16 protein-coding genes and 1 pseudogene are annotated in these 19679 nt (G+C 59.5%); 2 read left to right on the top strand and 15 right to left on the bottom strand.

Annotation, left to right across the window (positions count from 1 at the left end):
• Nucleotides 1-9: 9 nt before the first annotated feature.
• The 14 genes and pseudogenes from purF to leuC form a co-directional block, all read right to left on the bottom strand.
• A complete protein-coding gene (purF, locus tag ACL0K2_RS04790) occupies nt 10-1515 on the bottom strand; it encodes an amidophosphoribosyltransferase (RefSeq protein WP_045162494.1) in 1506 nt (501 codons plus the stop codon).
• A gap of 88 nt (nt 1516-1603) precedes the next feature.
• Nucleotides 1604-2116 carry a CvpA family protein gene (locus ACL0K2_RS04795; RefSeq protein ID WP_025242227.1) on the bottom strand — a complete coding sequence of 171 codons (513 nt, stop codon included), beginning with the start codon at nt 2114-2116 and terminating at the stop codon, nt 1604-1606.
• 136 nt (nt 2117-2252) lie between these two features.
• Complete coding sequence (locus ACL0K2_RS04800) at nt 2253-2888, bottom strand: SPOR domain-containing protein (protein WP_196298662.1); 636 nt, start codon at nt 2886-2888, stop codon at nt 2253-2255.
• The gene (gene folC / locus ACL0K2_RS04805) at nt 2872-4176 is read right to left on the bottom strand and encodes a bifunctional tetrahydrofolate synthase/dihydrofolate synthase (RefSeq protein WP_045162496.1); all 1305 of its coding nucleotides are present in this window, start codon (nt 4174-4176) and stop codon (nt 2872-2874) included. Before folC ends, ACL0K2_RS04800 begins: the two co-directional genes overlap by 17 nt.
• Entirely contained in the window at nt 4173-5066 is an 894-nt protein-coding gene (gene accD, locus ACL0K2_RS04810; RefSeq protein ID WP_239610599.1) for an acetyl-CoA carboxylase, carboxyltransferase subunit beta, read from the bottom strand. The genes folC and accD overlap by 4 nt, the downstream gene beginning before the upstream one ends.
• Before the next feature lie 221 nt (nt 5067-5287).
• Nucleotides 5288-5911 (bottom strand): phosphoribosylanthranilate isomerase, encoded by a 624-nt coding sequence (locus tag ACL0K2_RS04815; protein ID WP_413043919.1) that lies wholly within the window; start codon nt 5909-5911, stop codon nt 5288-5290.
• A gap of 128 nt (nt 5912-6039) precedes the next feature.
• Entirely contained in the window at nt 6040-6909 is an 870-nt protein-coding gene (gene truA / locus ACL0K2_RS04820; protein ID WP_413043920.1) for a tRNA pseudouridine(38-40) synthase TruA, read from the bottom strand.
• Between the two features lie 2 nt (nt 6910-6911).
• On the bottom strand, nt 6912-9638 hold the full coding sequence (locus ACL0K2_RS04825) for a FimV/HubP family polar landmark protein (RefSeq protein WP_413043921.1): 2727 nt from the start codon (nt 9636-9638) through the stop codon (nt 6912-6914).
• A gap of 153 nt (nt 9639-9791) precedes the next feature.
• Nucleotides 9792-9887: pseudogene (locus tag ACL0K2_RS04830) on the bottom strand (aspartate-semialdehyde dehydrogenase); the annotation flags it as partial.
• Between the two features lie 318 nt (nt 9888-10205).
• A complete protein-coding gene (gene asd / locus ACL0K2_RS04835) occupies nt 10206-11318 on the bottom strand; it encodes an aspartate-semialdehyde dehydrogenase (RefSeq protein WP_045162501.1) in 1113 nt (370 codons plus the stop codon).
• A 181-nt stretch (nt 11319-11499) separates the two neighbouring features.
• Nucleotides 11500-12582, bottom strand: a complete 1083-nt coding sequence (gene leuB / locus ACL0K2_RS04840) for a 3-isopropylmalate dehydrogenase (protein WP_045162571.1) — start codon at nt 12580-12582, stop codon at nt 11500-11502.
• A 14-nt stretch (nt 12583-12596) separates the two neighbouring features.
• The gene (locus ACL0K2_RS04845; protein WP_045162502.1) at nt 12597-12950 is read right to left on the bottom strand and encodes a hypothetical protein; all 354 of its coding nucleotides are present in this window, start codon (nt 12948-12950) and stop codon (nt 12597-12599) included.
• A 10-nt stretch (nt 12951-12960) separates the two neighbouring features.
• Entirely contained in the window at nt 12961-13608 is a 648-nt protein-coding gene (gene leuD / locus ACL0K2_RS04850; RefSeq protein ID WP_045162503.1) for a 3-isopropylmalate dehydratase small subunit, read from the bottom strand.
• A 10-nt stretch (nt 13609-13618) separates the two neighbouring features.
• The gene (gene leuC / locus ACL0K2_RS04855) at nt 13619-15046 is read right to left on the bottom strand and encodes a 3-isopropylmalate dehydratase large subunit (protein ID WP_413043922.1); all 1428 of its coding nucleotides are present in this window, start codon (nt 15044-15046) and stop codon (nt 13619-13621) included.
• Nucleotides 15047-15226: 180 nt separating this feature from the next.
• Between leuC and ACL0K2_RS04860 the strand changes: the two genes are divergently transcribed.
• Both ACL0K2_RS04860 and ACL0K2_RS04865 read left to right on the top strand, forming a co-directional pair.
• Entirely contained in the window at nt 15227-16093 is an 867-nt protein-coding gene (locus tag ACL0K2_RS04860; protein ID WP_045162505.1) for a LysR family transcriptional regulator, read from the top strand.
• A gap of 129 nt (nt 16094-16222) precedes the next feature.
• A complete protein-coding gene (locus ACL0K2_RS04865) occupies nt 16223-19117 on the top strand; it encodes an EAL domain-containing protein (protein WP_413043923.1) in 2895 nt (964 codons plus the stop codon).
• 88 nt (nt 19118-19205) lie between these two features.
• On the opposite strand, the gene ACL0K2_RS04870 is transcribed toward ACL0K2_RS04865, so the two are convergent.
• Entirely contained in the window at nt 19206-19652 is a 447-nt protein-coding gene (locus ACL0K2_RS04870; RefSeq protein WP_045162506.1) for an Hsp20 family protein, read from the bottom strand.
• Between the last annotated feature and the right edge of the window lie 27 nt (nt 19653-19679).

The raw sequence follows: 19679 nt of genomic DNA on the forward strand, positions 1-19679 counted from the left end.
GGTTGTCGATCAGTTGTTATACAGGTCGATGATTGCACTGCCTGCAACGCCCTTGTTCTTGCTCAGGTCGTTGCGGGCCTGCTCGATCTTGTGCAAATAGACATCGTCGATATCACCGGTCACATATTTGCCGTCGAACACAGCGCAATCGAAATTCTCTATCTTCACCTTGCCGCCGCCGACCGCTTCGATCAGGTCAGGCAGATCCTGATAGATTAGCCAGTCGGCGCCGATCAGCTCTGCGACCTCTTCGGTGCTGCGATTATGCGCGATGAGTTCATGCGCGCTGGGCATGTCGATGCCATAGACGTTCGGATAGCGAACAGCAGGCGCGGCGGAACAGAAATAGACGTTCTTCGCCCCCGCTTCGCGGGCCATCTGAATGATTTGCTTGCAAGTGGTACCGCGAACGATGGAGTCGTCCACCAGCATGACGTTCTTGCCACGGAATTCGAGGTCGATGGCGTTGAGCTTCTGGCGTACCGACTTCTTGCGCGCGGCCTGGCCCGGCATGATGAAGGTTCGACCGATGTAGCGGTTCTTGACGAAGCCTTCGCGGAACTTTACACCCAGGCGATTGGCCAGTTCCAACGCTGCCGTGCGGCTGGTATCGGGAATCGGAATCACCACATCGATATCGTGATCCGGGCGCTCACGGAGAATCTTGTCGGCGAGCTTCTCACCCATCCGCAGACGCGCCTTGTACACCGAAACGCCGTCCATCAGGGAGTCCGAACGCGCCAGATAGACGTGCTCGAAAATGCACGGCGCATAATGAGGATTCGGTGCGCACTGGCGAGTGTGCAACTTGCCGTCTGCAGTGATGTAGACGGCCTCGCCCGGAGCCAGATCGCGGATCAGCGAGAAGCCCAGCACGTCCAGTGCGACGCTTTCGGACGCGATCATGTATTCGACGCCTTGATCCGTATGACGCTGGCCGAACACGATCGGGCGAATGGCATGCGGATCACGAAAACCGACGATGCCATAGCCGGTCACCATCGCCACGACCGCATAGCCACCCACGCAGCGCTCGTGCACCTTGGCCACTGCGGCGAATACGTCTTCCTCAGTGGGTTGCAGCTTGCCACGCACGGCCAGCTCGTGCGCGAACACGTTGAGCAACACCTCCGAGTCGGAGTTAGTGTTCACGTGGCGCAGGTCGGACTCGTAGATCTCTTTGGTCAACTGGTCGACGTTGGTCAAATTGCCGTTGTGCGCCAGGGTGATGCCGTAGGGCGAGTTCACATAGAACGGCTGCGCCTCCGCCGAGCTGGAGCTGCCGGCAGTCGGATAACGTACATGGCCGATGCCCATGTTACCGACCAGGCGCTGCATGTGGCGCTGCTGAAAGACGTCGCGAACCAACCCGTTGTCCTTGCGCAGGAACAGCTTGCCGCCGTCGCTGGTCACGATTCCGGCTGCATCCTGCCCACGGTGTTGCAGTACGGTAAGCGCGTCATACAACGCCTGATTGACGTTTGACTTACCGACGATGCCGACAATGCCACACATGCAAGGAACCTCTCAGTTATTACAGGCTGATCCGGACATGGCGCAGGCTTGAAAGCCTCCAGCACGCCCGTTGTAAAGAATGCTCATCTCAACCGGAAGCGTCGAGCGAGCCGGCTACCCATTGGCTTCCAAACCCGAGAATCAGGTTTTTTGACCAATCGGCAACCAACAGAAAATGCGGCAGCAATGTCGATTCGCGCCACCAGGGGTCCTGCTGTACAGGCGCAAGGCTGAGAAGCCCCACCAGCACTACGATCAGCAGTCCACCTCGGGCCGCACCAAACACCATTCCGAGAAAGCGATCCGTGCCGGACAGTCCGGTCACCCGAACCAGCTCACCGATGAGGAAATTGATCAGCGCCCCTACCAGCAAGGTCACAACGAACAGAATCACGCAGGCCGCGATGACTTGAAAGGATGGGGTACTGATGAACTCTGCAAGATGGTGCGACAGCGCACCACCGAACATCCAGGCGACAACACCTGCAATGATCCAGGTGAGCAGGGAAAGCGCTTCCTTGACGAAACCGCGCTTCAAGCTGATCAGGCTGGAGATGACCACAACGGCGATAAACGCCCAATCGACCCAGGTGAGCGTCACGGGGTTTCCTGCAAAGAAGAAAGGCGGCGTATTTTAGCAGAGCGCCCGCCACGGAGTAAGCACCGCGAATTCGCTCTTGCCGGCAGCGGGCTAGCCACCGGCAGGTAAGCCTGTCGACGGCCGATGCAGAGCGACTTCAGCCCTGTTCAGGCTTGAAACGCACAACGAACCCGTTCAGTTTCTGCTGCCGCTGCAGCTGGTCACGCAAACGATTGGCTTCCGCCCGTTCCACCAAAGGCCCGACGAAAACACGATTCATTCCATCCGCGGTGCGTATATAGGCGTTATAGCCCTGAGACCGCAGCGTTTTCTGCAGCTTGTCGGCGTTCTCGCGGCTGGAAAGACTGGCCAGTTGCACCGACCAGCTGACCGGAAGGTTCGCCGCATCCAGTCGTTTCTCTTCGGGCGCGGCCGGCACGGAGGCCGGCGCTTTGACGGTTGCTGGTTCAGTCGCTACCGGAGGCACCGGCGGCGGCTCGACAGGGGCTGGACTAATGGGGGCCGCCGGCGCATCAGCCTCGGTTGTCGGTTGTGCCTCGTCGATAATTTCATACTCTTCAGGGAAGGGCTCTATCTGCGGCTCCGGGACCTCGACAGGTCGCGTCTCGATCGCAGGCGCAGCGGGCGCCTCAGGCATTTGCGGCGCATCTACGGCAACCTGCCGGCCAGCATCATCACGATTGAATAGCATCGGGACGAATATCACGGCTAGCGCAACAAGCACCAGCGCACCGACGATACGCTGAAGTAAACCTCTATCCACCAAGAGCATGTCCTCCACCCGTTGCGTATCGCTCAAGCCATGTCAGCGCTTCAGCCACGCAATAAAAAGATCCGAACAGCAATATCTCATCCCCCTCCGCGGCCTGATCACACTGCTGCTCGAGTGCTTGGGATATTCCGGGGTAGATAGTGACGGTCGCGCCCCGTTCCTTCAATGACGAACTCAGCTCCGCTGCGGAGCGCGAGCGAGACGTCGCCAATGGCGCAACCGCCCAGCTGTCCACGACCGGGCGCAGTTCGTCGATCACACCTGACAAATCCTTGTCAGCTAGTAAGCCGAACACTGCAAGTCGGCGACCGGATTTCGGCTGCTGCCGGAGTTGCGTAGCCAGATAGGCAGCCGCGTGAGGGTTGTGCCCCACGTCGAGCAATATCACTAACTCTCGCCCCTTCCAGCGAATCGTCCGCTGGTCCAGACGCCCGGTAATACGCGTATCCCGTAATGCTTGGATGAGCGGCGCAGGACGCCAGGACGGCTCGAGCAATGCAAACGCCTGCAATGCAACTGCTGCGTTTTCCAGTGGCAACCTGAGCAATGGCAGATTTCGCAGCTCCAGGGCGTTACCTGCCCCATCCTTGCCATACCAGTGCCAACAGGTGGCTTCTCTCACCAGATCGAAATCGAGCCCACGTACCAGCAACGGCACGGCAGACTGATTCGCGTACTCCAGCATCGACTCTGGCGGCGAGGAATCACCGCATACGGCCGGTTTAGCAGAGCGAAATATGCCAGCCTTTTCGAAAGCCACGCTCTCACGCGTAGAGCCTAGCCACTCGGCATGATCCAGGCCGACGTTAGTAACCACCGCCACATCGGCATCGACCAGGTTCACCGCATCGAGGCGGCCACCAAGTCCGACCTCCAGTACTACGGCATCCAGTGCCTCACGCTCGAACAGCCAGAAGGCGGCGAGCGTACCCATCTCGAAATAGGTCAGGGAAACGGAGCCACGGGCCTGTTCAACCGCCTCGAAGGCATCACAAAGCGCTTCGTCGCTGGCGTCCACGCCGCCAAGGCGAACGCGCTCGTTGTAGCGCAACAGATGCGGTGAGCTGTAAACACCCACTGTCTTGCCCTGCCCCGCCAACATCTGGGCGATAAAGGCGCAGGTCGAGCCTTTACCATTTGTACCCGTGACCGTAACGACCTGAGGAGCCGGGCGTGTGAGCCCAAGCCTTGTCGCCACCGCACGGCAGCGATCGAGCCCCATATCAATGGCGGTAGGGTGCAGCTGCTCGAGATACTCGAGCCAGTCCTGCAGGCTCCGCCGGGTCATGCGCTAGCCGTCACCAGAGCCGGCTCCGCTGGCGTAGGCAGCTGTTGCAGCTGAGCAAGCAAACGCGACAGGCGAGCACGCAACTCGGCGCGCGGGATGATCAGATCGATGGCGCCGTGATCCAGCAGGAACTCGCTGCGCTGGAAACCTTCTGGGAGCTTTTCGCGCACCGTCTGCTCGATCACGCGCGGCCCCGCGAAGCCGATCAATGCCTTGGGCTCGGCAACGATCACATCGCCCAGCATGGCCAGACTCGCCGATACGCCGCCATAAACCGGATCGGTAAGGACGGAAATGAACGGCAGCCCCTCTTCGCGCATCCGTGCCAGCACCGCAGAAGTCTTGGCCATCTGCATAAGCGAGATCAGTGCCTCCTGCATCCGGGCCCCGCCGGACGCGGCAAAACAGACCAGAGGGCAACGCTGTTCAAGCGCGGCATTGGCGGCGCGAACGAAGCGCTCTCCGACAATAGCGCCCATGGAGCCTCCCATGAAGGAGAACTCAAATGCACAGGCCACGACCGGCATACGCATCAAGGTCCCGCGCATGGCAATCAGTGCATCCTTTTCGCCCGTCTGCTTCTGGGCAGCGGAGAGACGGTCCTTGTACTTTTTGCTATCGCGAAACTTCAATCGATCAACAGGCTCGAGGTCGGCCGCGATCTCTTCGCGTCCTTCCTTGTCAAGAAAGATGTCCAGACGCGTACGCGCGTCGATACGCATGTGATGCTGACACTTCGGGCAGACATCCAGTGTTTTCTCCAACTCCGGACGATATAGAACCGCCTCGCATGACGGGCATTTGTGCCACAGGCCTTCGGGCACTGAGCTTTTCTGCGTTTCCGAGCGCATGATCGAAGGGATCAGCTTGTCTACCAGCCAGTTGCTCATGCTTTTATTCTCCACAGCTTGTCAGTCCCGCGCGTAACAACTGCACGCACCGGAAATTTATCGTTGCGACCGTCTCCATTGGAGCTCACCACGTCGCGTAGGCGATAGCCCAGAGGGGGCGCTGTCGCTGAAACTTGAGCCGCCACCCTTAACAGGCGGGTATCAATGGCGGGCCCGCCAATCCAGCGAATGGTAACTGGACGGCAATGCCCATCGGTTCGTCACATCGCCGTCCTTACCAGACGAATGAACTCACGCACCTTTTCGACATCCTTGATGCCCTTGCTTGACTCCACTCCACCACTGACATCGACGGCGAACGGGCGCACTCCGGCCACAGCCTGTTGAACGTTCTGAGGGGATAGTCCGCCAGCGAGTATCAGCGGCTTGGGCAGATCTGCTGGAATCAGCGACCAGTCGAACACTTCGCCCGTTCCACCTGGAACACCTGCCACGAAAGTATCGAGCAAAATGGCGCTAGCCCCGGCATAACGAACGGCCTGCGCGCGAATGTCTTCGCCCGGCTGGACTCTGAGCGCCTTGTACCATGGGCGGTGAAAGCCCTCGCAATCAGCCGGTGTTTCGTCACCATGAAATTGCAGCATATCCAGCGGCACGGCATCGAGTATTTCATTGAGCTCGCAACGCGATGCATTGACGAACAAGCCTACGGTTGTGACAAAAGGTGGCAAAGCGGCAATGATCGCACGCGCCTGCTCGATGCCTACCGCGCGCGGGCTCTTGGCATAGAACACCAGGCCGATAGCGTCCGCTCCCGCTTCGGCAGCGACAAGCGCGTCCTCGATACAGGTGATTCCACATATCTTGCTACGAACGATAGGCAACGGCAGATACCTGCGAAGAAAGACGCTGGATGGTAACAAAAGCGCCACAGGCTGCAACCTGCATTGCTGTGCCAGTCGGCGTCAGGACGACAGCTCCTGCCCCTTCTGCGCCTGCCGGTTTCCTGACCTTAGGTTCGTTGATTTCGGACATCCGGCAAGCCAGACAGAAAATGCGGCCCGAGATAGCGCTCAGGCAATTGGAACTGCTCCGGATAATCCACCTGAACCAGATAGAGGCCATAAGGATGAGCCGTCACTCCACCGGTCCGCCTAACCCGCGACTCCAGCACCTTCCTGGCCCACTCCACCGGCCGTTCCCCCGCGCCGATGGTCATCAGCACACCAGCGAAGTTGCGCACCATATGGTGCAGAAAAGCATTGGCGCGGACATCGATCACGATGAGCCGTCCATACTCAAGCAACTCCAGATGATGAATCGTTTTGATCGGCGATTTCGCCTGGCACTGGCGCGCCCGAAAAGCGCTGAAATCGTGGGTCCCGACAAACGCCTTGGCCGCTTCGCGCATCAGCGCGACATCCAGCGGGCGATGATTCCAGGTGACCTCTTCGGCAAGGTGCGCGGGACGGATCTGATCGTTGTAAATCACATAGCGATAGCGACGGGCCATGGCACTGAAACGCGCATCGAAGGTTTTCGGCATCTCCTTGGCCCAGGTGACACTGATATCGCCCGGCAGGTTCATGTTCGCACCCATGACCCAAGCATGCATGGAGCGGCTCACTGGCGTGTCGAAATGCACCACCTGGCCGCAGGCATGTACGAGCGCGTCGGTACGCCCCGCACAACTCAGCACGACCGGATGACCACCAGCAACTTTACTCAGTGCACTTTCCAGCGAGAGCTGAACAGACGGCACACCATCGCGCTGTCGTTGGAATCCGCGGTAGCGTGAACCTTTGTATTCAACCCCGAGGGCGATTCTGAAAACGTCAGCGGCAGCCGATGGGGCTGCCGCTTCAGATACTGCATCAGTCATGGTCAGGCTAGTTTGGCGAGCATATCTCGCGCCTCTTGCTGCTGTGCATCGCTACCCTCGCTCATAACCTCATCGAGAATGTCGCGAGCACCTTCCGCATCACCCATATCGATGTAGGCGCGAGCAAGGTCCAGCTTCGTAGTGGTTTCATCAGTATCTGAGAAGAAATCGAAATCATCGTCCAAAGCGTCCGATGCTGCCTCGACGGGCGCGATCGTAGCCGCTGGCTGCTCGGGAAGATCGACCGGCTCAACGTGTCGCGAGAGGTCGTCTAGCTCGGCCTCGACCTCATCCAATTCTGAGTTAAAGCGCGCAGAGGTTGTTTCTTCGGCAGCCTCGTCAGCCAGCGATAGGTCGAACTCCTCAGGCATATCAGCCGGCTGTGCGGAGTCAGAAAGTTCGAAATCAAAATCATCGGCCGGCTCGAGCGGCTCGGACTTGGACGCTTCCTCTTCGAGGTCGGTCATCAATTCGTCATTGCGATCGGTAGTGGCGGGCTGATCATCGAGATCGAGCGAGAAGCCGGCCAGCTCGTCCTCAAGAGAAACCTCATCCGACTTGGACGATTCGTTCAGATCGAAAGAGAAGTCGTCTGCGCCCTGCTCTTGGGTCGCGTCGAGGTTGAGTTCGTCGAAATTGAGCTCGTCCAGTTCCTCTGTGGCCTGATTAGCCGGCGCGGTCGTACCGGCCAGGTCGTCGTCCAACTCAAGATCGTCCAGGCTCAAATCAAAACTGTTGTCCGCGCTTTGATCTGTGGCTGGCGCAGGCTGTTCAAGCTCAAGATCGTCTAGGCTGAAACTGTCGAAGTCATTGGTACTCGCCGAGGCTGCCGCAATACCTGCTCCCGCGGCAGCAGCCATTGCCGGGTATCTGGCCTTGGTCTGCTCTATAGCGGCGGTAGAGCCGCCAATATCACGAAGTTCCGCCTCTTGCCGAGCGAAGCCCTCGCGATCGCCGAGTTCGGCATAGACTTCCATAAGTTTGAGGCGCAGGTCACTGCGCTGCGGCTCATCGTTCAATGCATTTTGCAGCAGGTCCGCGGCCTGATTGAAACGACCATAGGCGATATAAATATCGGCTTCGGCAAGCGGATCGTTGCTAGCCGCTGCAAGCGAGTCCGCCGAATGCGCGTCGGCACCCTCAGTGCTGCGATCGGCCGGTTCGACATCCGGCGAATCGAGGTCATGCTGCGCTACGTAAAACGCGTCCGGCGCGTCATCGGCCAGCAGACTTTCCTGCAGCTCGGCTTCTTTCATGGCGTTGCGGCGCGACAAAGCCATCAAACCGACCAGCAACAGCAGCAGCGCACTGCCCCCCAAGACACCGAGCAGTACGGGATTTCCCAACAGTTCATCGACGTAGCTGTCGCTTTCGGGCGCCTGAGCATCTGCAACCGGCGCGACAGGAGCCGCAGGCGGCTGAGCGGCCGGCTCCTGGGGTGCTATTGCTTCGCTCTGAGGTACCTGCGACGCCGAAGCGTCAGCAGTAGTCTCGGACTCGGTTTCTGTCTCTGGCGCGACTTCAGTCGCTTCCGGTGCAGCAGGTGTGTTTGACTCAATCTCGTCGATCGGAGGATTTACAGACGCCTCGGTGCCCGCTGCCGGCTCCCCTCCAGTCGCCAACTGAGCCTGTAGTTTGGCAAGCTGGTCATCCTTGAGTTGCATCAGGCGCTGCAGTTTGTCCAGCTGACCCTGTAGGTCGTTGAGACGGTCCTTGAGATCCAGGTTCTCTCGACGACTGGAATCGAGGCTTTCCTCGGCAACGGAAAGTTTGTCGCGCAATGCTGCCGCGTCACCCCCCGTTCCGGCATCGCTGCCAGTGGTGGACTTCCCTGCTTCCGGCGCAACCAGTCGCAAGCTATCGCCCTGCTCGCTGCGAGAAGGTGCGGCCCCGGCCGACCCGCGCTTCGTGGCGTCGAGCTGACGCGCCCCCGCGACAGTCGAGCCAGCAGCCTGACGCCAGCTGGCATTCTGTTGCGCAACCTGCTGAATAGCCTCAGCTTGCGAACGCCTACCAATCTGCTCGGCGTTCGGCAAGCGCAGCACTTGGCCATTCTTCATCCGATTGATATTGCCGCCAATGAACGCGTTCGGGTTCAGGTCCTGAATGGCCAGCATGGTCTGATGTACGGTGCCGCCCTGCCGCGCGCGCTCTGCAATTTCCCAAAGCGTGTCGTTGGGCGTGACCTTGTATTCGTTACTTGGCTGCGCGGATGGGCTAGCGGATACCGGAGCAGCCGGGCTTGCCGGCCGCAGAGTCGAGACGGGACGGGACGAGGGGGTCGCAATCGGTAGCTGAGGTGCAACGGCGGCAGCGATCTCCGGAGAGTACAGCGGCGGATCCAGCAGCAAGGTGTATTCACGCAGGAGACGGCCACTGGGCCAGAGCACTTCGATAAGAAAGTTCAGGTAGGGTTCGCGAACCGGCTTGGTCGACGACACCCGAATGATGCTTTTACCGTCAGGGCGCAATACAGGGGTAAAGGTAAGGTCCGTCAGAAAATACTGCCGGTCTACACCCGCCCTATTGAAATCTTCAGCGGATGCCAGAACCGGAACCACCTCACCCGGCGCCAAAGTTTTCGCGTCCAGCAGTTCGATTTCAGCCACCAGCGGTTGATTCAGCGCGGACTTCAGCGTGACCTCTCCCAGCCCCAGCGCATAAGCCATTTCGGAAGTCAGCGCGGTAGCAGCCGCGATTGCCAGTACCAGATTGCGAACCCGAACCATTATGTAAATCCTTGTTTTTTAACTTTTCTCGGATGTTCGAGAGGGTCTTATAGTCACTGCCCGCGCCCGCCAGGTGGCGGTTCCCCCCGTCAGCGATAAGCCTAAACAGCGTCGTTAGCTAGAATAGTTCTTCGAATTTCCAGTAAGTATCTTTTACAGATAGTGTTTTATCAACAACTCACCAGACCGTGCGGCATTGCCTGCCGCGCCTTTTCGCACGTTATCAGACACAATCCACAAATTAGCCCGCGCACTTCAGCAAGACATGTCGCCGCCAAGTCATCCCGGCCGCTAGAGGCTCGCCATACGCCATTCAGCCCAACCGAGCACCCCGACGCTCTACCGTCCGAGGATAGCCATGACTGGATCGGCCACAGCGGAAACGCCCGCAATCGAAAGGGCATCACTGTAGCCGATACCGCCCCTCGCGCAGAACCATTAAGGCTTAACCCGACGAACCGTCGCGCGGAGTTCCTCCCCAAAAAACACCGCAGCACCTTTAGCTTCCGACACAAAAAAAGCGCCGCGGCAGTGCCGAGGCGCTTCTAGTGTTTCTTTTCTTTCGGCTTATCGCTCCAAAAGAATACGCAGCATGCGGCGCAACGGCTCGGCAGCACCCCAGAGCAGCTGATCGCCAACGGTGAACGCGCCCAGGTAATGCGAGCCCATATTCAGCTTGCGAAGGCGGCCAACGGGAACACTCAAGGTACCGGTCACTGAGGTCGGACTCAGCTCCTGCATACTGGCGTCACGGTGGTTCGGGACGAGCTTAACCCAGGGATTATGCTGACTGATCAGCCCCTCGATATCCGAGATGGGCACGTCTTTATTCAGCTTGATGGTCAACGCCTGGCTGTGGCAGCGCATCGCGCCCACGCGTACACAGATACCGTCCACTGGAATCGGGCTTTTGAAACGACCGAGAATCTTGTTGGTTTCCGCCTGAGCCTTCCATTCTTCCCGGCTCTGCCCGTTCGGCAGTTCTTTGTCGATGTAGGGAATCAAACTACCAGCAAGCGGAACGCCGAAGTTATCCACGGGGAAAGCTTCGGAGCGTTGACACTCGGCGACCTTGCGATCGATTTCCAGGATTGCGCTGGCCGGGTCTGCAAGCTCGTTGGCAACCGAGGCATTAATGCTGCCCATCTGCTTGATCAGCTCACGCATGTTCTGCGCGCCGGCACCGGAGGCAGCCTGGTAGGTCATGGCGCTCATCCAGTCGACCAGCCCATGTTCGAACAAGCCGCCAAGCCCCATCAGCATCAGGCTGACGGTGCAATTGCCGCCAATGTAGTTGAGGGTGCCGGCGTCAAGCTGATGGTCGATGACCTTGCGATTGACCGGATCGAGCACGATGACCGCGTCGTCTTGCATGCGCAACGTCGAAGCCGCATCGATCCAGTAGCCTTTCCAGCCCGCTTCGCGCAGCTTGGGGAAAATTTCGCTGGTGTAGTCGCCACCCTGGCAGGTGAGGATCACATCGAGGGATTTCAGCTCATCGATGCTGTAGGCGTCCTTCAGCGGCGCGGTGTCCTTGCCGATCGACGGGCCCTGACCGCCTACGTTGGAGGTGGTGAAGAACACTGGCTCGATAAGGTCGAAATCCCGCTCTTCCAGCATTCGCTGCATGAGCACGGAACCGACCATACCGCGCCAACCGATCAGACCTACACGTTTCATCGCAACTACCTATATATATGTGGCCCGCCTGGCAGGCCGTCGATAACAAAATACGCTTTCGGGTTCGAAAGCGAGGGCGCGCCGTGCCGTGGCACCGCAACGCCTCGCCATCACTCGGCGTCTTCCGCCTAGCCGTCGCCCGCAAGCTCTGTCAACGGCCGGTGCAATGGGACCCGAGAGATTACAACTTCGCGAGCGCCGCGACTACTGCGTCACCCATTGCCTGAGTATTGGCCTTCTTGCAGCCGTCGGACCAGATATCGCCTGTACGCAGCCCCTCGTCGAGAACATTGCTGACGGCCTGCTCGATGGCGTCCGCGGCCGCGACTTGGTTGAAGCTGTAACGCAGCATCATCGAAACCGAAAGAATGGTTGCCAACGGGTTGGCGATGCCCTGGCCTGCGATATCCGGGGCCGAGCCATGGCAGGGCTCGTACATGCCCTTGTTGTTCGAATCCAGTGAAGCAGACGGCAGCATGCCGATCGAGCCGGTCAGCATGGAAGCTTCGTCCGACAGGATGTCGCCGAACATGTTGTCGGTCACGATCACGTCGAACTGCTTCGGTGCGCGCACCAGCTGCATCGCTGCGTTGTCGACGTACATATGGCTGAGTTCGACATCCGGGTAGTCCTTCGCAACCTCTTCCACCACGGCGCGCCACAGCTGGCTGGACGCCAGGACGTTGGCCTTGTCCACCGAGCAGAGCTTCTTGCCACGCACGCGGGCCATGTCGAAACCGACCCTGGCGATCCGGCGAATCTCGCTCTCGCTGTAAGGCAGGGTATCGAAGGCCATGCGCTCGCCGTTTTCCAGCACCTTGCTCTCGCGCGGCTGACCGAAATAGATACCGCCGGTCAGTTCACGGACGATAAGGATATCCAGCCCGGCCACGATCTCCGGCTTCAGGCTGGAAGCCTCGGCCAGCTGCGGGTACAGCAGCGCAGGACGCAGGTTGCCGAACAAACCCAGTTGCGAACGGATTTTCAGCAGCCCGCGCTCAGGACGGATGGCGGGATCGATGGTGTCCCACTTTGGCCCGCCCACCGCGCCGAGCAGGATGGCGTCGGCAGCACGGGCACGCTCCAAGGTCTCGTCGGCCAGGGGCACGCCGTATTTATCGACCGCGGCCCCGCCCAGCTCGTCGTAGCTGAGCTGGAAGTCGAGCTGGAACTTGTCGTTGGCCAGCTCCAGCACCTTGACCGCCTCGGCCATGATTTCCGGTCCGATACCGTCGCCGGGAAGAATCAGAATCTGTTTGCTCATCATGTTTTCTCGAGTTATTCAGTGGGGCGGTCGCCATCGCGACCACCTGGAATCTGTGAGGAGACCGGCTGACCGTACATCGCTTTGATGCGTCTATCCTGCTCGTCGGCAGAAAAAGACTCCCAAATCAGGTCGTTGACGTCCGTCTCGCTGGAGAAGCCTTGCACTCCATCGTCCTCGAAGCCGACATGGCGCAGCTGGCCGCCATGCCCAGTCTGCTGGTTGATGGAGAAGTTCAGCTGATCGGTCCGCCACATTGCGTACCGGCCGGGAACCACCACATCAGCCGACTGACCTAGCCGGCGGCTATAGTCAGCAATTGAATCATCAAGGTCATCCACCGCCAGGGCGATATGAAAACGCTTCATCGTCACCTTCTCACTTGATCGCGCCGAACAGCCAGGGCTGGCTTTGCTGATGCCGGATCTCGAAGGCCTTGATGGCATCTGCGTCCTGCAACGTGAGGCCGATATCATCCAGCCCGTTGAGCAGGCAGTGCTTGCGAAACGCGTCGACCTCGAAGCTGTACTGCACGCCATCCGGGCGCGTTACCGTCTGCGCCGCCAGATCCACGGTGAGCTGATAGCCCTCGGTGGCCTCGGCCTGCTCGAACAGCGCATCGACCTCTTCTTCCTTCAGCACGATCGGCAGCAGGCCGTTCTTGAAACTGTTGTTGTAGAAAATGTCGGCAAAGCTCGGCGCGATAATCGCGCGGAAGCCGTACTCTTCGAGCGCCCAGGGTGCATGCTCACGGGACGAACCACAGCCGAAGTTTTCACGCGCGAGCAGAACGCTGGCGTTTTGGTAACGAGGAAAATTCAATACGAATTCCTGGTTTACCGGACGACTCGAGCAATCCTGATTGGGCTGACCCACGTCCAGATAGCGCCACTCGTCGAACAGGTTCTGACCGAAACCGGTACGCTTGATCGACTTGAGAAACTGCTTCGGAATGATCTGATCGGTATCGACGTTGGCGCGATCGAGTGGCGCGACGAGACCGGTGTGCTGGGTGAATGCTTTCATGTCGGTCTCCTCAGGCCTGGATCAAATCACGAACATCGACGAAACGACCGGTCACCGCGGCGGCGGCAGCCATCGCCGGGCTCACCAGATGAGTCCGTCCGCCAGCGCCCTGCCGCCCTTCGAAATTGCGGTTGGAAGTGGACGCGCAATGCTCGCCGCTGCCCAGCTTGTCGGGGTTCATCGCCAAACACATGGAACAACCGGGCTCACGCCACTCGAAGCCAGCTTCGAGAAAGATCTTGTCGAGCCCTTCCGCCTCGGCCTGTTGCTTGACCAGCCCGGAACCTGGCACGACCATCGCTTGCTTCACCGTAGCCGCCACCTTGCGGCCCTTGGCCACTTCGGCAGCGGCGCGCAGGTCTTCGATACGCGAGTTGGTGCAGGAGCCGATGAAGACGCGGTCGAGTTGAATATCGGTGATCGGCTGGTTGGCACGCAGGCCCATGTACTTCAGCGCTCGGGTGATGGAATCGCGCTTGACCGGATCAGCTTCGGCCGCCGGATCAGGCACATGCTGGTCGACTGCCAGAACCATCTCGGGCGACGTTCCCCAACTGACCTGCGGTTTGATTTCTTCGGCATTCAGCTCGACGACCGTGTCGAATACCGCGTCGTCGTCGGACACCAAACTCTTCCAGAGCTCGACGGCATTGTCCCAATCAGCGCCCTTAGGCGCGAATGGGCGACCTTCGACGTAAGCGATCGTCTTCTCGTCCGCCGCCACCATACCTACGCGTGCGCCGGCCTCGATGGACATGTTGCAGATGGTCATGCGCCCTTCCATCGACAGTTCGCGAATGGCGCTACCGGCGAACTCCAATGCATAGCCGTTGCCTCCGGCGGTGCCGATCTTGCCGATCACCGCCAGGACGATGTCCTTGGCGGTCACGCCGAAAGGCAACTTACCTTCGACGCGCACCTGCATGTTCTTCATCTTTTTGGCGACCAGGCACTGGGTCGCGAGTACATGCTCGACCTCGGAAGTACCGATCCCATGCGCCAGCGCGGCGAATGCACCGTGGGTGGAGGTATGCGAGTCGCCACAGACGACCGTCATGCCCGGCAACGTCGCGCCCTGCTCCGGCCCGATGACATGGACGATGCCTTGGCGAACATCGTTCATCTTGAATTCGAGAATGCCGAAGTCGTCGCAGTTTTCGTCCAGCGTTTGTACCTGGATACGCGAGACTTCGTCGGCGATGGCTTCCAGGCCGCCCTGACGTTCGCCCTTGGTGGTCGGCACGTTGTGATCGGGAGTCGCGATATTGGCGTCGATGCGCCATGGCTTGCGCCCTGCCAGGCGAAGCCCTTCGAATGCCTGCGGTGAGGTCACTTCGTGCAGGATATGACGGTCGATGTAGATCAGGGACGAGCCATCGTCACGGCGCTTGACCTCGTGCATTTCCCAGAGCTTGTCGTAGAGCGTTTTGCCGGCCATCGGACTTTCCTCATCAGTGCGTTGGGCTAAAGCCCTTTTGCTTATGGGGTTGATGCTAGGGGGTTGCGTCGAATTACTCAAATTCATATTTTTCATCTAACGCATTCCATATAGGAATAGCGGTACGCTGTTCCTAGTCCAGTAATAACGCGCCTTACCCGACCTTCCGGGAGACAACCAATGGACCTTGCCAACCTCAACGCCTTTCTCGCCATCGCCGAAACGGGGAGTTTTTCTCTGGCCGCCGAGCGCCTGCATCTGACCCAACCGGCCGTGAGCAAACGACTGGCTGCGCTGGAATCACAGTTGAACGTACGGCTGTTCGATCGTCTCGGACGCGAGATCGGTCTCACTGAAGCAGGCAGAGCCCTGCTTCCACGGGCCTATCAGATTCTCAACGTGCTGGACGATACCCGCCGCGCGCTGACCAACCTCAACGGCGACGTCAGCGGGCGACTGAGTCTGGCGACCAGCCACCACATCGGTCTGCACCGTTTGCCGCCCTTGCTGAGGGCCTTCACTCGCGCCCACCCACGCGTGAATCTGGATATCCGTTTTCTCGATTCGGAAATCGCCTATGAGGAAGTCCTGCACGGGCGCGCCGAACTCGCGGTGATCACCCTGGCACCCAAAACGGCGGCTCCGGTTCGCGCCCACAAGGTCTGGGATGATCCACTCGACTTCGTGGTGGCCCCCGAGCATCCCCTGGCACAAAAACGCGAGATCACGCTGGCGGACATTGCCGGTTATCCGGCGGTATTTCCGGGCGGCAATACCTTTACCCACCATATTGCGCAACGGTTGTTCGAGCGCGAAGGCCTCATCCCGAATATCGCGATGAGCACCAATTACATGGAGACGATCAAAATGATGGTGTCCATCGGCATCGCCTGGAGTGTGCTGCCGCGCACAATGCTCGATGATCAGGTGGTGCGTTTGCCACTGGCGGGCGTTCAGCTGTCACGGCAACTCGGCTACATCACCCACACCGAGCGCACCCTGTCGAACGCGGCGAAAGCCTTCATGGCGCTGTTGGATGCCGACTAACCGCACTTGCACTCTGCCATCAGCTACGGATAAGTTCGCGGCACAAGAACAAGATCGTCAGAGCGCCCATGAGAATCGCCTGTCATCGCCCGATCCGCGATTCCCTGATCCTTCCGATCGAGGCCTTTTATGCTTCCTCCTGAGCCGCTTCAGAACGCTACCGCACATGAAGCGGAAAACCCCTGGCAGGATGCCTCTCGCCTGCTATCGGTGCTCGACGGTGCGGGAGTCGGCGTATGGTCCTGGGACTTGTCATGCGGCATCGTGCATTGGTCAATCGGTACGGGCCTGCTTTTCGGGCTCACCGAACCGCTCGTCGAAATTAGCCTCGATTATTACCTAACGCTCATCGCTGCGGAGGACCGCCCTCATGTCGACGCCATTGTCCGCTCGGTACTGAAGGGCGGCGAGTCACGCTTCAGCTTTCGTCATCGGGTGCGTTGGCCGGACGCCAGCGTGCGCTGGCTGGAAATCGATGGGCAGCGGCAAGACAGCGGCACGCCACCTTCGATGATAGTCGGCATCATCCGCGACATCACCGATCAGCATCTTCAGGCCCAGGCCCTCGAAGACAGCCAGGAGCGGCTCGAGTTGACACTCGAATCGGCAGAGCTGGGCAACTGGGAATGGCACATTCCCAGCGATCGCCTCTATGCGTCCACCCGGGCCTCCGAGCTGCACGGCATCGTCGACGGTCCCTTCAATGGGGCATTCCGCGAGTTTTTCCGCTCCGTCGCGGCCAAAAACCGTCAGACCATGCGCGAGGCATACAGCGATCTGCTCGCAGGCCGACGCCAAATCTACCAGACGACCTATCAGGCGGAGCACACCGATGGCACCGCCCGCCATCTGGAGAGCACGGCAAAGCTGTATCGTGACGAGCACGGCGCGCCGCTGCGGATGGTCGGCATCATCATCGACGCCACCGAACGCGTCCTGCGTGAACAGCACCTTGCCGCATCCGAAGCGAAATTTTCTGCATTGTTCCAAGGCAGCCCCGACCCCATTGCGCTCTCGCGCATCCGCGACGGTGTCTTCGTCGACGTCAATCCGAGCTTCACCGCCGTATTCGGCTGGGAGGGCGGCGACATCATCGGCCGCTCGGCCCCGGAAGTAGGCATCTGGCGCGACGAGGCACAGCGACAGGCGCTCTACCAACAGCTGACTCGCGACCAGCATCTGGAAAATGCCGAGGCGCAATTTCGCACCAAGGACGGCCATGTCGTCACCTGCGTGGTCTCCAGCCGCTTCATCCGAATCGATCGACGGCTGTGCATCGTCACGACCTTCCGCGACATCACCAAGCGCCAGCAGGCCGAGGCGGCGCTGAAGGTCAGCGAGGCCAAATTCGCCATGGCGTTTCATTCGAGCCCAGACGCCATCATTATCAGCGAGCGCAGCACGGGACGTTTCATCGAAGTCAACGAAGGCTTCCATCGCCTTTCCGGCTACCGTCCAGAGGAAGCGATCGGCCGCACGTCCACCGAACTGGGCGTCTGGCCCGGTACGCAGCGCCAAGCGCTGCTCGAACGTCTCAATCGCGACGGCCGCGTGGCCAATTGGGAAATGATCGGACAAGATCGTTACGGCAACCCCAAACACATCGAGGTCTCGATTGAACCGATCGAACTCAACGACACCGCCTGTCTATTGCTATCGGCACGGGACATCAGCCAGCTGAAGGCTGCCCACGCGCAGATTCATCACTTGGCGTATCACGACCCGCTGACCAATCTGCCCAACCGCGCCATGCTGATGGATCGCCTGACGCAGCAGACTTCCCTGCACAAACGACACAATCTGCGCGGCGCCTTGCTGTTTCTTGATCTTGACCACTTCAAACACATCAATGATTCACTCGGGCATCCGGTGGGCGATGCCGTATTGAAGATGATCACGGCTCGCCTCGAAGCCAGCACCCGTCAGGAAGACACGGTCGCTCGCCTCGGTGGCGACGAATTCGTCGTGTTATTGACCGGGCTGAGCGGTCGCCGCTCGGAGGTGACTCGTCATGTTCGCCAGGTGGCCGAAAAACTGCGCACGCTGCTCGCCGAGCCCATGATTTTCGAGGGTAATCGGCTGCAGGTCACGCCGAGCATTGGCATCGCCCTGATGCCTGATCACGGCGAGACGCCGGCCGATCTGCTGAAGCGCGCCGACATCGCGCTCTACCGAGCCAAGGACGCCGGACGCAATGCCATTCAGCTGTTCCGCACGACGATGCAGGAAGCCGCCGTTGCCCGCATGAAACTGGAGAGCGAGTTACGGCTGGCGCTGCAGCGTCACGAATTCGAGCTACAGCTGCAACCCCAGGTGAACGCGCGTTCCGGTGCGGTGATCGGCGCGGAAGTCCTGCTACGTTGGCATCAGCCAGCGCACACCCCACGCTCCCCCGCCCAGTTCATCGACGTGTTGGAAGAAAGCGGCTTGATTGTCGAGGTCGGCAACTGGGTCATAAAGGAAGCCTGTCGAATCGGTGCATCGCTACTGGCCAGCGGTCTCGTACATGCCGATCATTTCAGCCTTTGCGTCAATATCAGCCCCCGCCAGTTCCGGCAGAGCGAATTCGTCGAGCGCATCCTCGAGGCGCTGAAGACCAGCGGGCTTCCGCACAAGATGATCAAGCTGGAAATCACCGAAGGCATCGTGATCCACAATCTGGACGACACCATCGCCAAGATGCGTCGCCTTTGCCGGCATGGCGTAAGTTTCGCCATGGACGACTTCGGTACCGGCTACTCCTCGCTTACCTATCTGAAGCGCCTGCCGGTGAACCTACTGAAGATCGACCAGTCCTTCGTTCGAGACGCGCTGGATGATCCCAACGACGCTGAGATCATCCGTGCCATCGTCGCGATGGCCAGGAGCCTGGAATTGGAAGTGATTGCCGAAGGCGTCGAACAGCAGGCACAGCTCGACCTGCTGCAATTGCAAGGCTGTCATCTTTATCAGGGCTATCTGTTCAGTCGCCCATTGCCGTTGGCCGAGTTCAGTGAGCTTCTGATATCACGCCCGACGACCTGACCGGTTAGCGGGCCAGAGAAACGAAGCCCCGCCATATCGGCGGGGCTCGTCATTGATTCGAGGGCGCCTCGACGCCCTCCTTTCGCGATCAGGCCTCTTCCAGCGCCAGGCGTTCGCCGTTGATCGGGATGCGCTTGGGTTTGGCCTCTTCCGGTACGACGCGTTCGAGCTCGATGCTCAACAGCCCGTTGTTGAGCGCGGCGCCCTTGACCTCTATATGGTCGGCGAGGCGGAACGAGAGCTTAAATGCGCGCTGAGCAATGCCCTGGTGCAGGTAGGTAACATTGTCACCTCCGTTTTCGCGCTTGCCGCCACTGATGGTCAGCACGCCACGCTCAACCTGCAGGTCCAGATCGGATTCTTGGAATCCGGCGGCTGCTACGATGATGCGGTATTGATCATCGCCGTGCTTTTCCACGTTGTAAGGTGGAAACGAGCTGCTAGCGTCGTTACGCAACGCGGACTCGAACAGATCGTTGAAACGATCGAAGCCAATGGATTGGCGGAACAATGGAGCCATCGAAAAACTAGTCATTTTGCTATCTCCTGATATTCAGCGAGT

Origin of the sequence: Pseudomonas sp. YJ42 (genome assembly GCF_047225135.1) — a bacterium.
In the GTDB taxonomy this organism is placed as follows: Bacteria; Pseudomonadota; Gammaproteobacteria; order Pseudomonadales; family Pseudomonadaceae; genus Stutzerimonas; species Stutzerimonas stutzeri_E.

Excerpts from the sequence above, each read along its gene's own strand:
- purF (WP_045162494.1), bottom strand. The coding sequence starts at position 1,515 with ATGTGTGGCATTGTCGGCATCGTCGGTAAGTCAAACGTCAATCAGGCG.
- ACL0K2_RS04800 (WP_196298662.1), bottom strand. The coding sequence starts at position 2,888 with ATGCTCTTGGTGGATAGAGGTTTACTTCAGCGTATCGTCGGTGCGCTG.
- folC (WP_045162496.1), bottom strand. The coding sequence starts at position 4,176 with ATGACCCGGCGGAGCCTGCAGGACTGGCTCGAGTATCTCGAGCAGCTG.
- accD (WP_239610599.1), bottom strand. The coding sequence starts at position 5,066 with ATGAGCAACTGGCTGGTAGACAAGCTGATCCCTTCGATCATGCGCTCG.
- truA (WP_413043920.1), bottom strand. The coding sequence starts at position 6,909 with ATGACTGATGCAGTATCTGAAGCGGCAGCCCCATCGGCTGCCGCTGAC.
- ACL0K2_RS04825 (WP_413043921.1), bottom strand. The coding sequence starts at position 9,638 with ATGGTTCGGGTTCGCAATCTGGTACTGGCAATCGCGGCTGCTACCGCG.
- asd (WP_045162501.1), bottom strand. The coding sequence starts at position 11,318 with ATGAAACGTGTAGGTCTGATCGGTTGGCGCGGTATGGTCGGTTCCGTG.
- leuB (WP_045162571.1), bottom strand. The coding sequence starts at position 12,582 with ATGAGCAAACAGATTCTGATTCTTCCCGGCGACGGTATCGGACCGGAA.
- ACL0K2_RS04845 (WP_045162502.1), bottom strand. The coding sequence starts at position 12,950 with ATGAAGCGTTTTCATATCGCCCTGGCGGTGGATGACCTTGATGATTCA.
- leuD (WP_045162503.1), bottom strand. The coding sequence starts at position 13,608 with ATGAAAGCATTCACCCAGCACACCGGTCTCGTCGCGCCACTCGATCGC.
- leuC (WP_413043922.1), bottom strand. The coding sequence starts at position 15,046 with ATGGCCGGCAAAACGCTCTACGACAAGCTCTGGGAAATGCACGAGGTC.
- ACL0K2_RS04860 (WP_045162505.1), top strand. The coding sequence starts at position 15,227 with ATGGACCTTGCCAACCTCAACGCCTTTCTCGCCATCGCCGAAACGGGG.
- ACL0K2_RS04865 (WP_413043923.1), top strand. The coding sequence starts at position 16,223 with ATGCTTCCTCCTGAGCCGCTTCAGAACGCTACCGCACATGAAGCGGAA.
- ACL0K2_RS04870 (WP_045162506.1), bottom strand. The coding sequence starts at position 19,652 with ATGACTAGTTTTTCGATGGCTCCATTGTTCCGCCAATCCATTGGCTTC.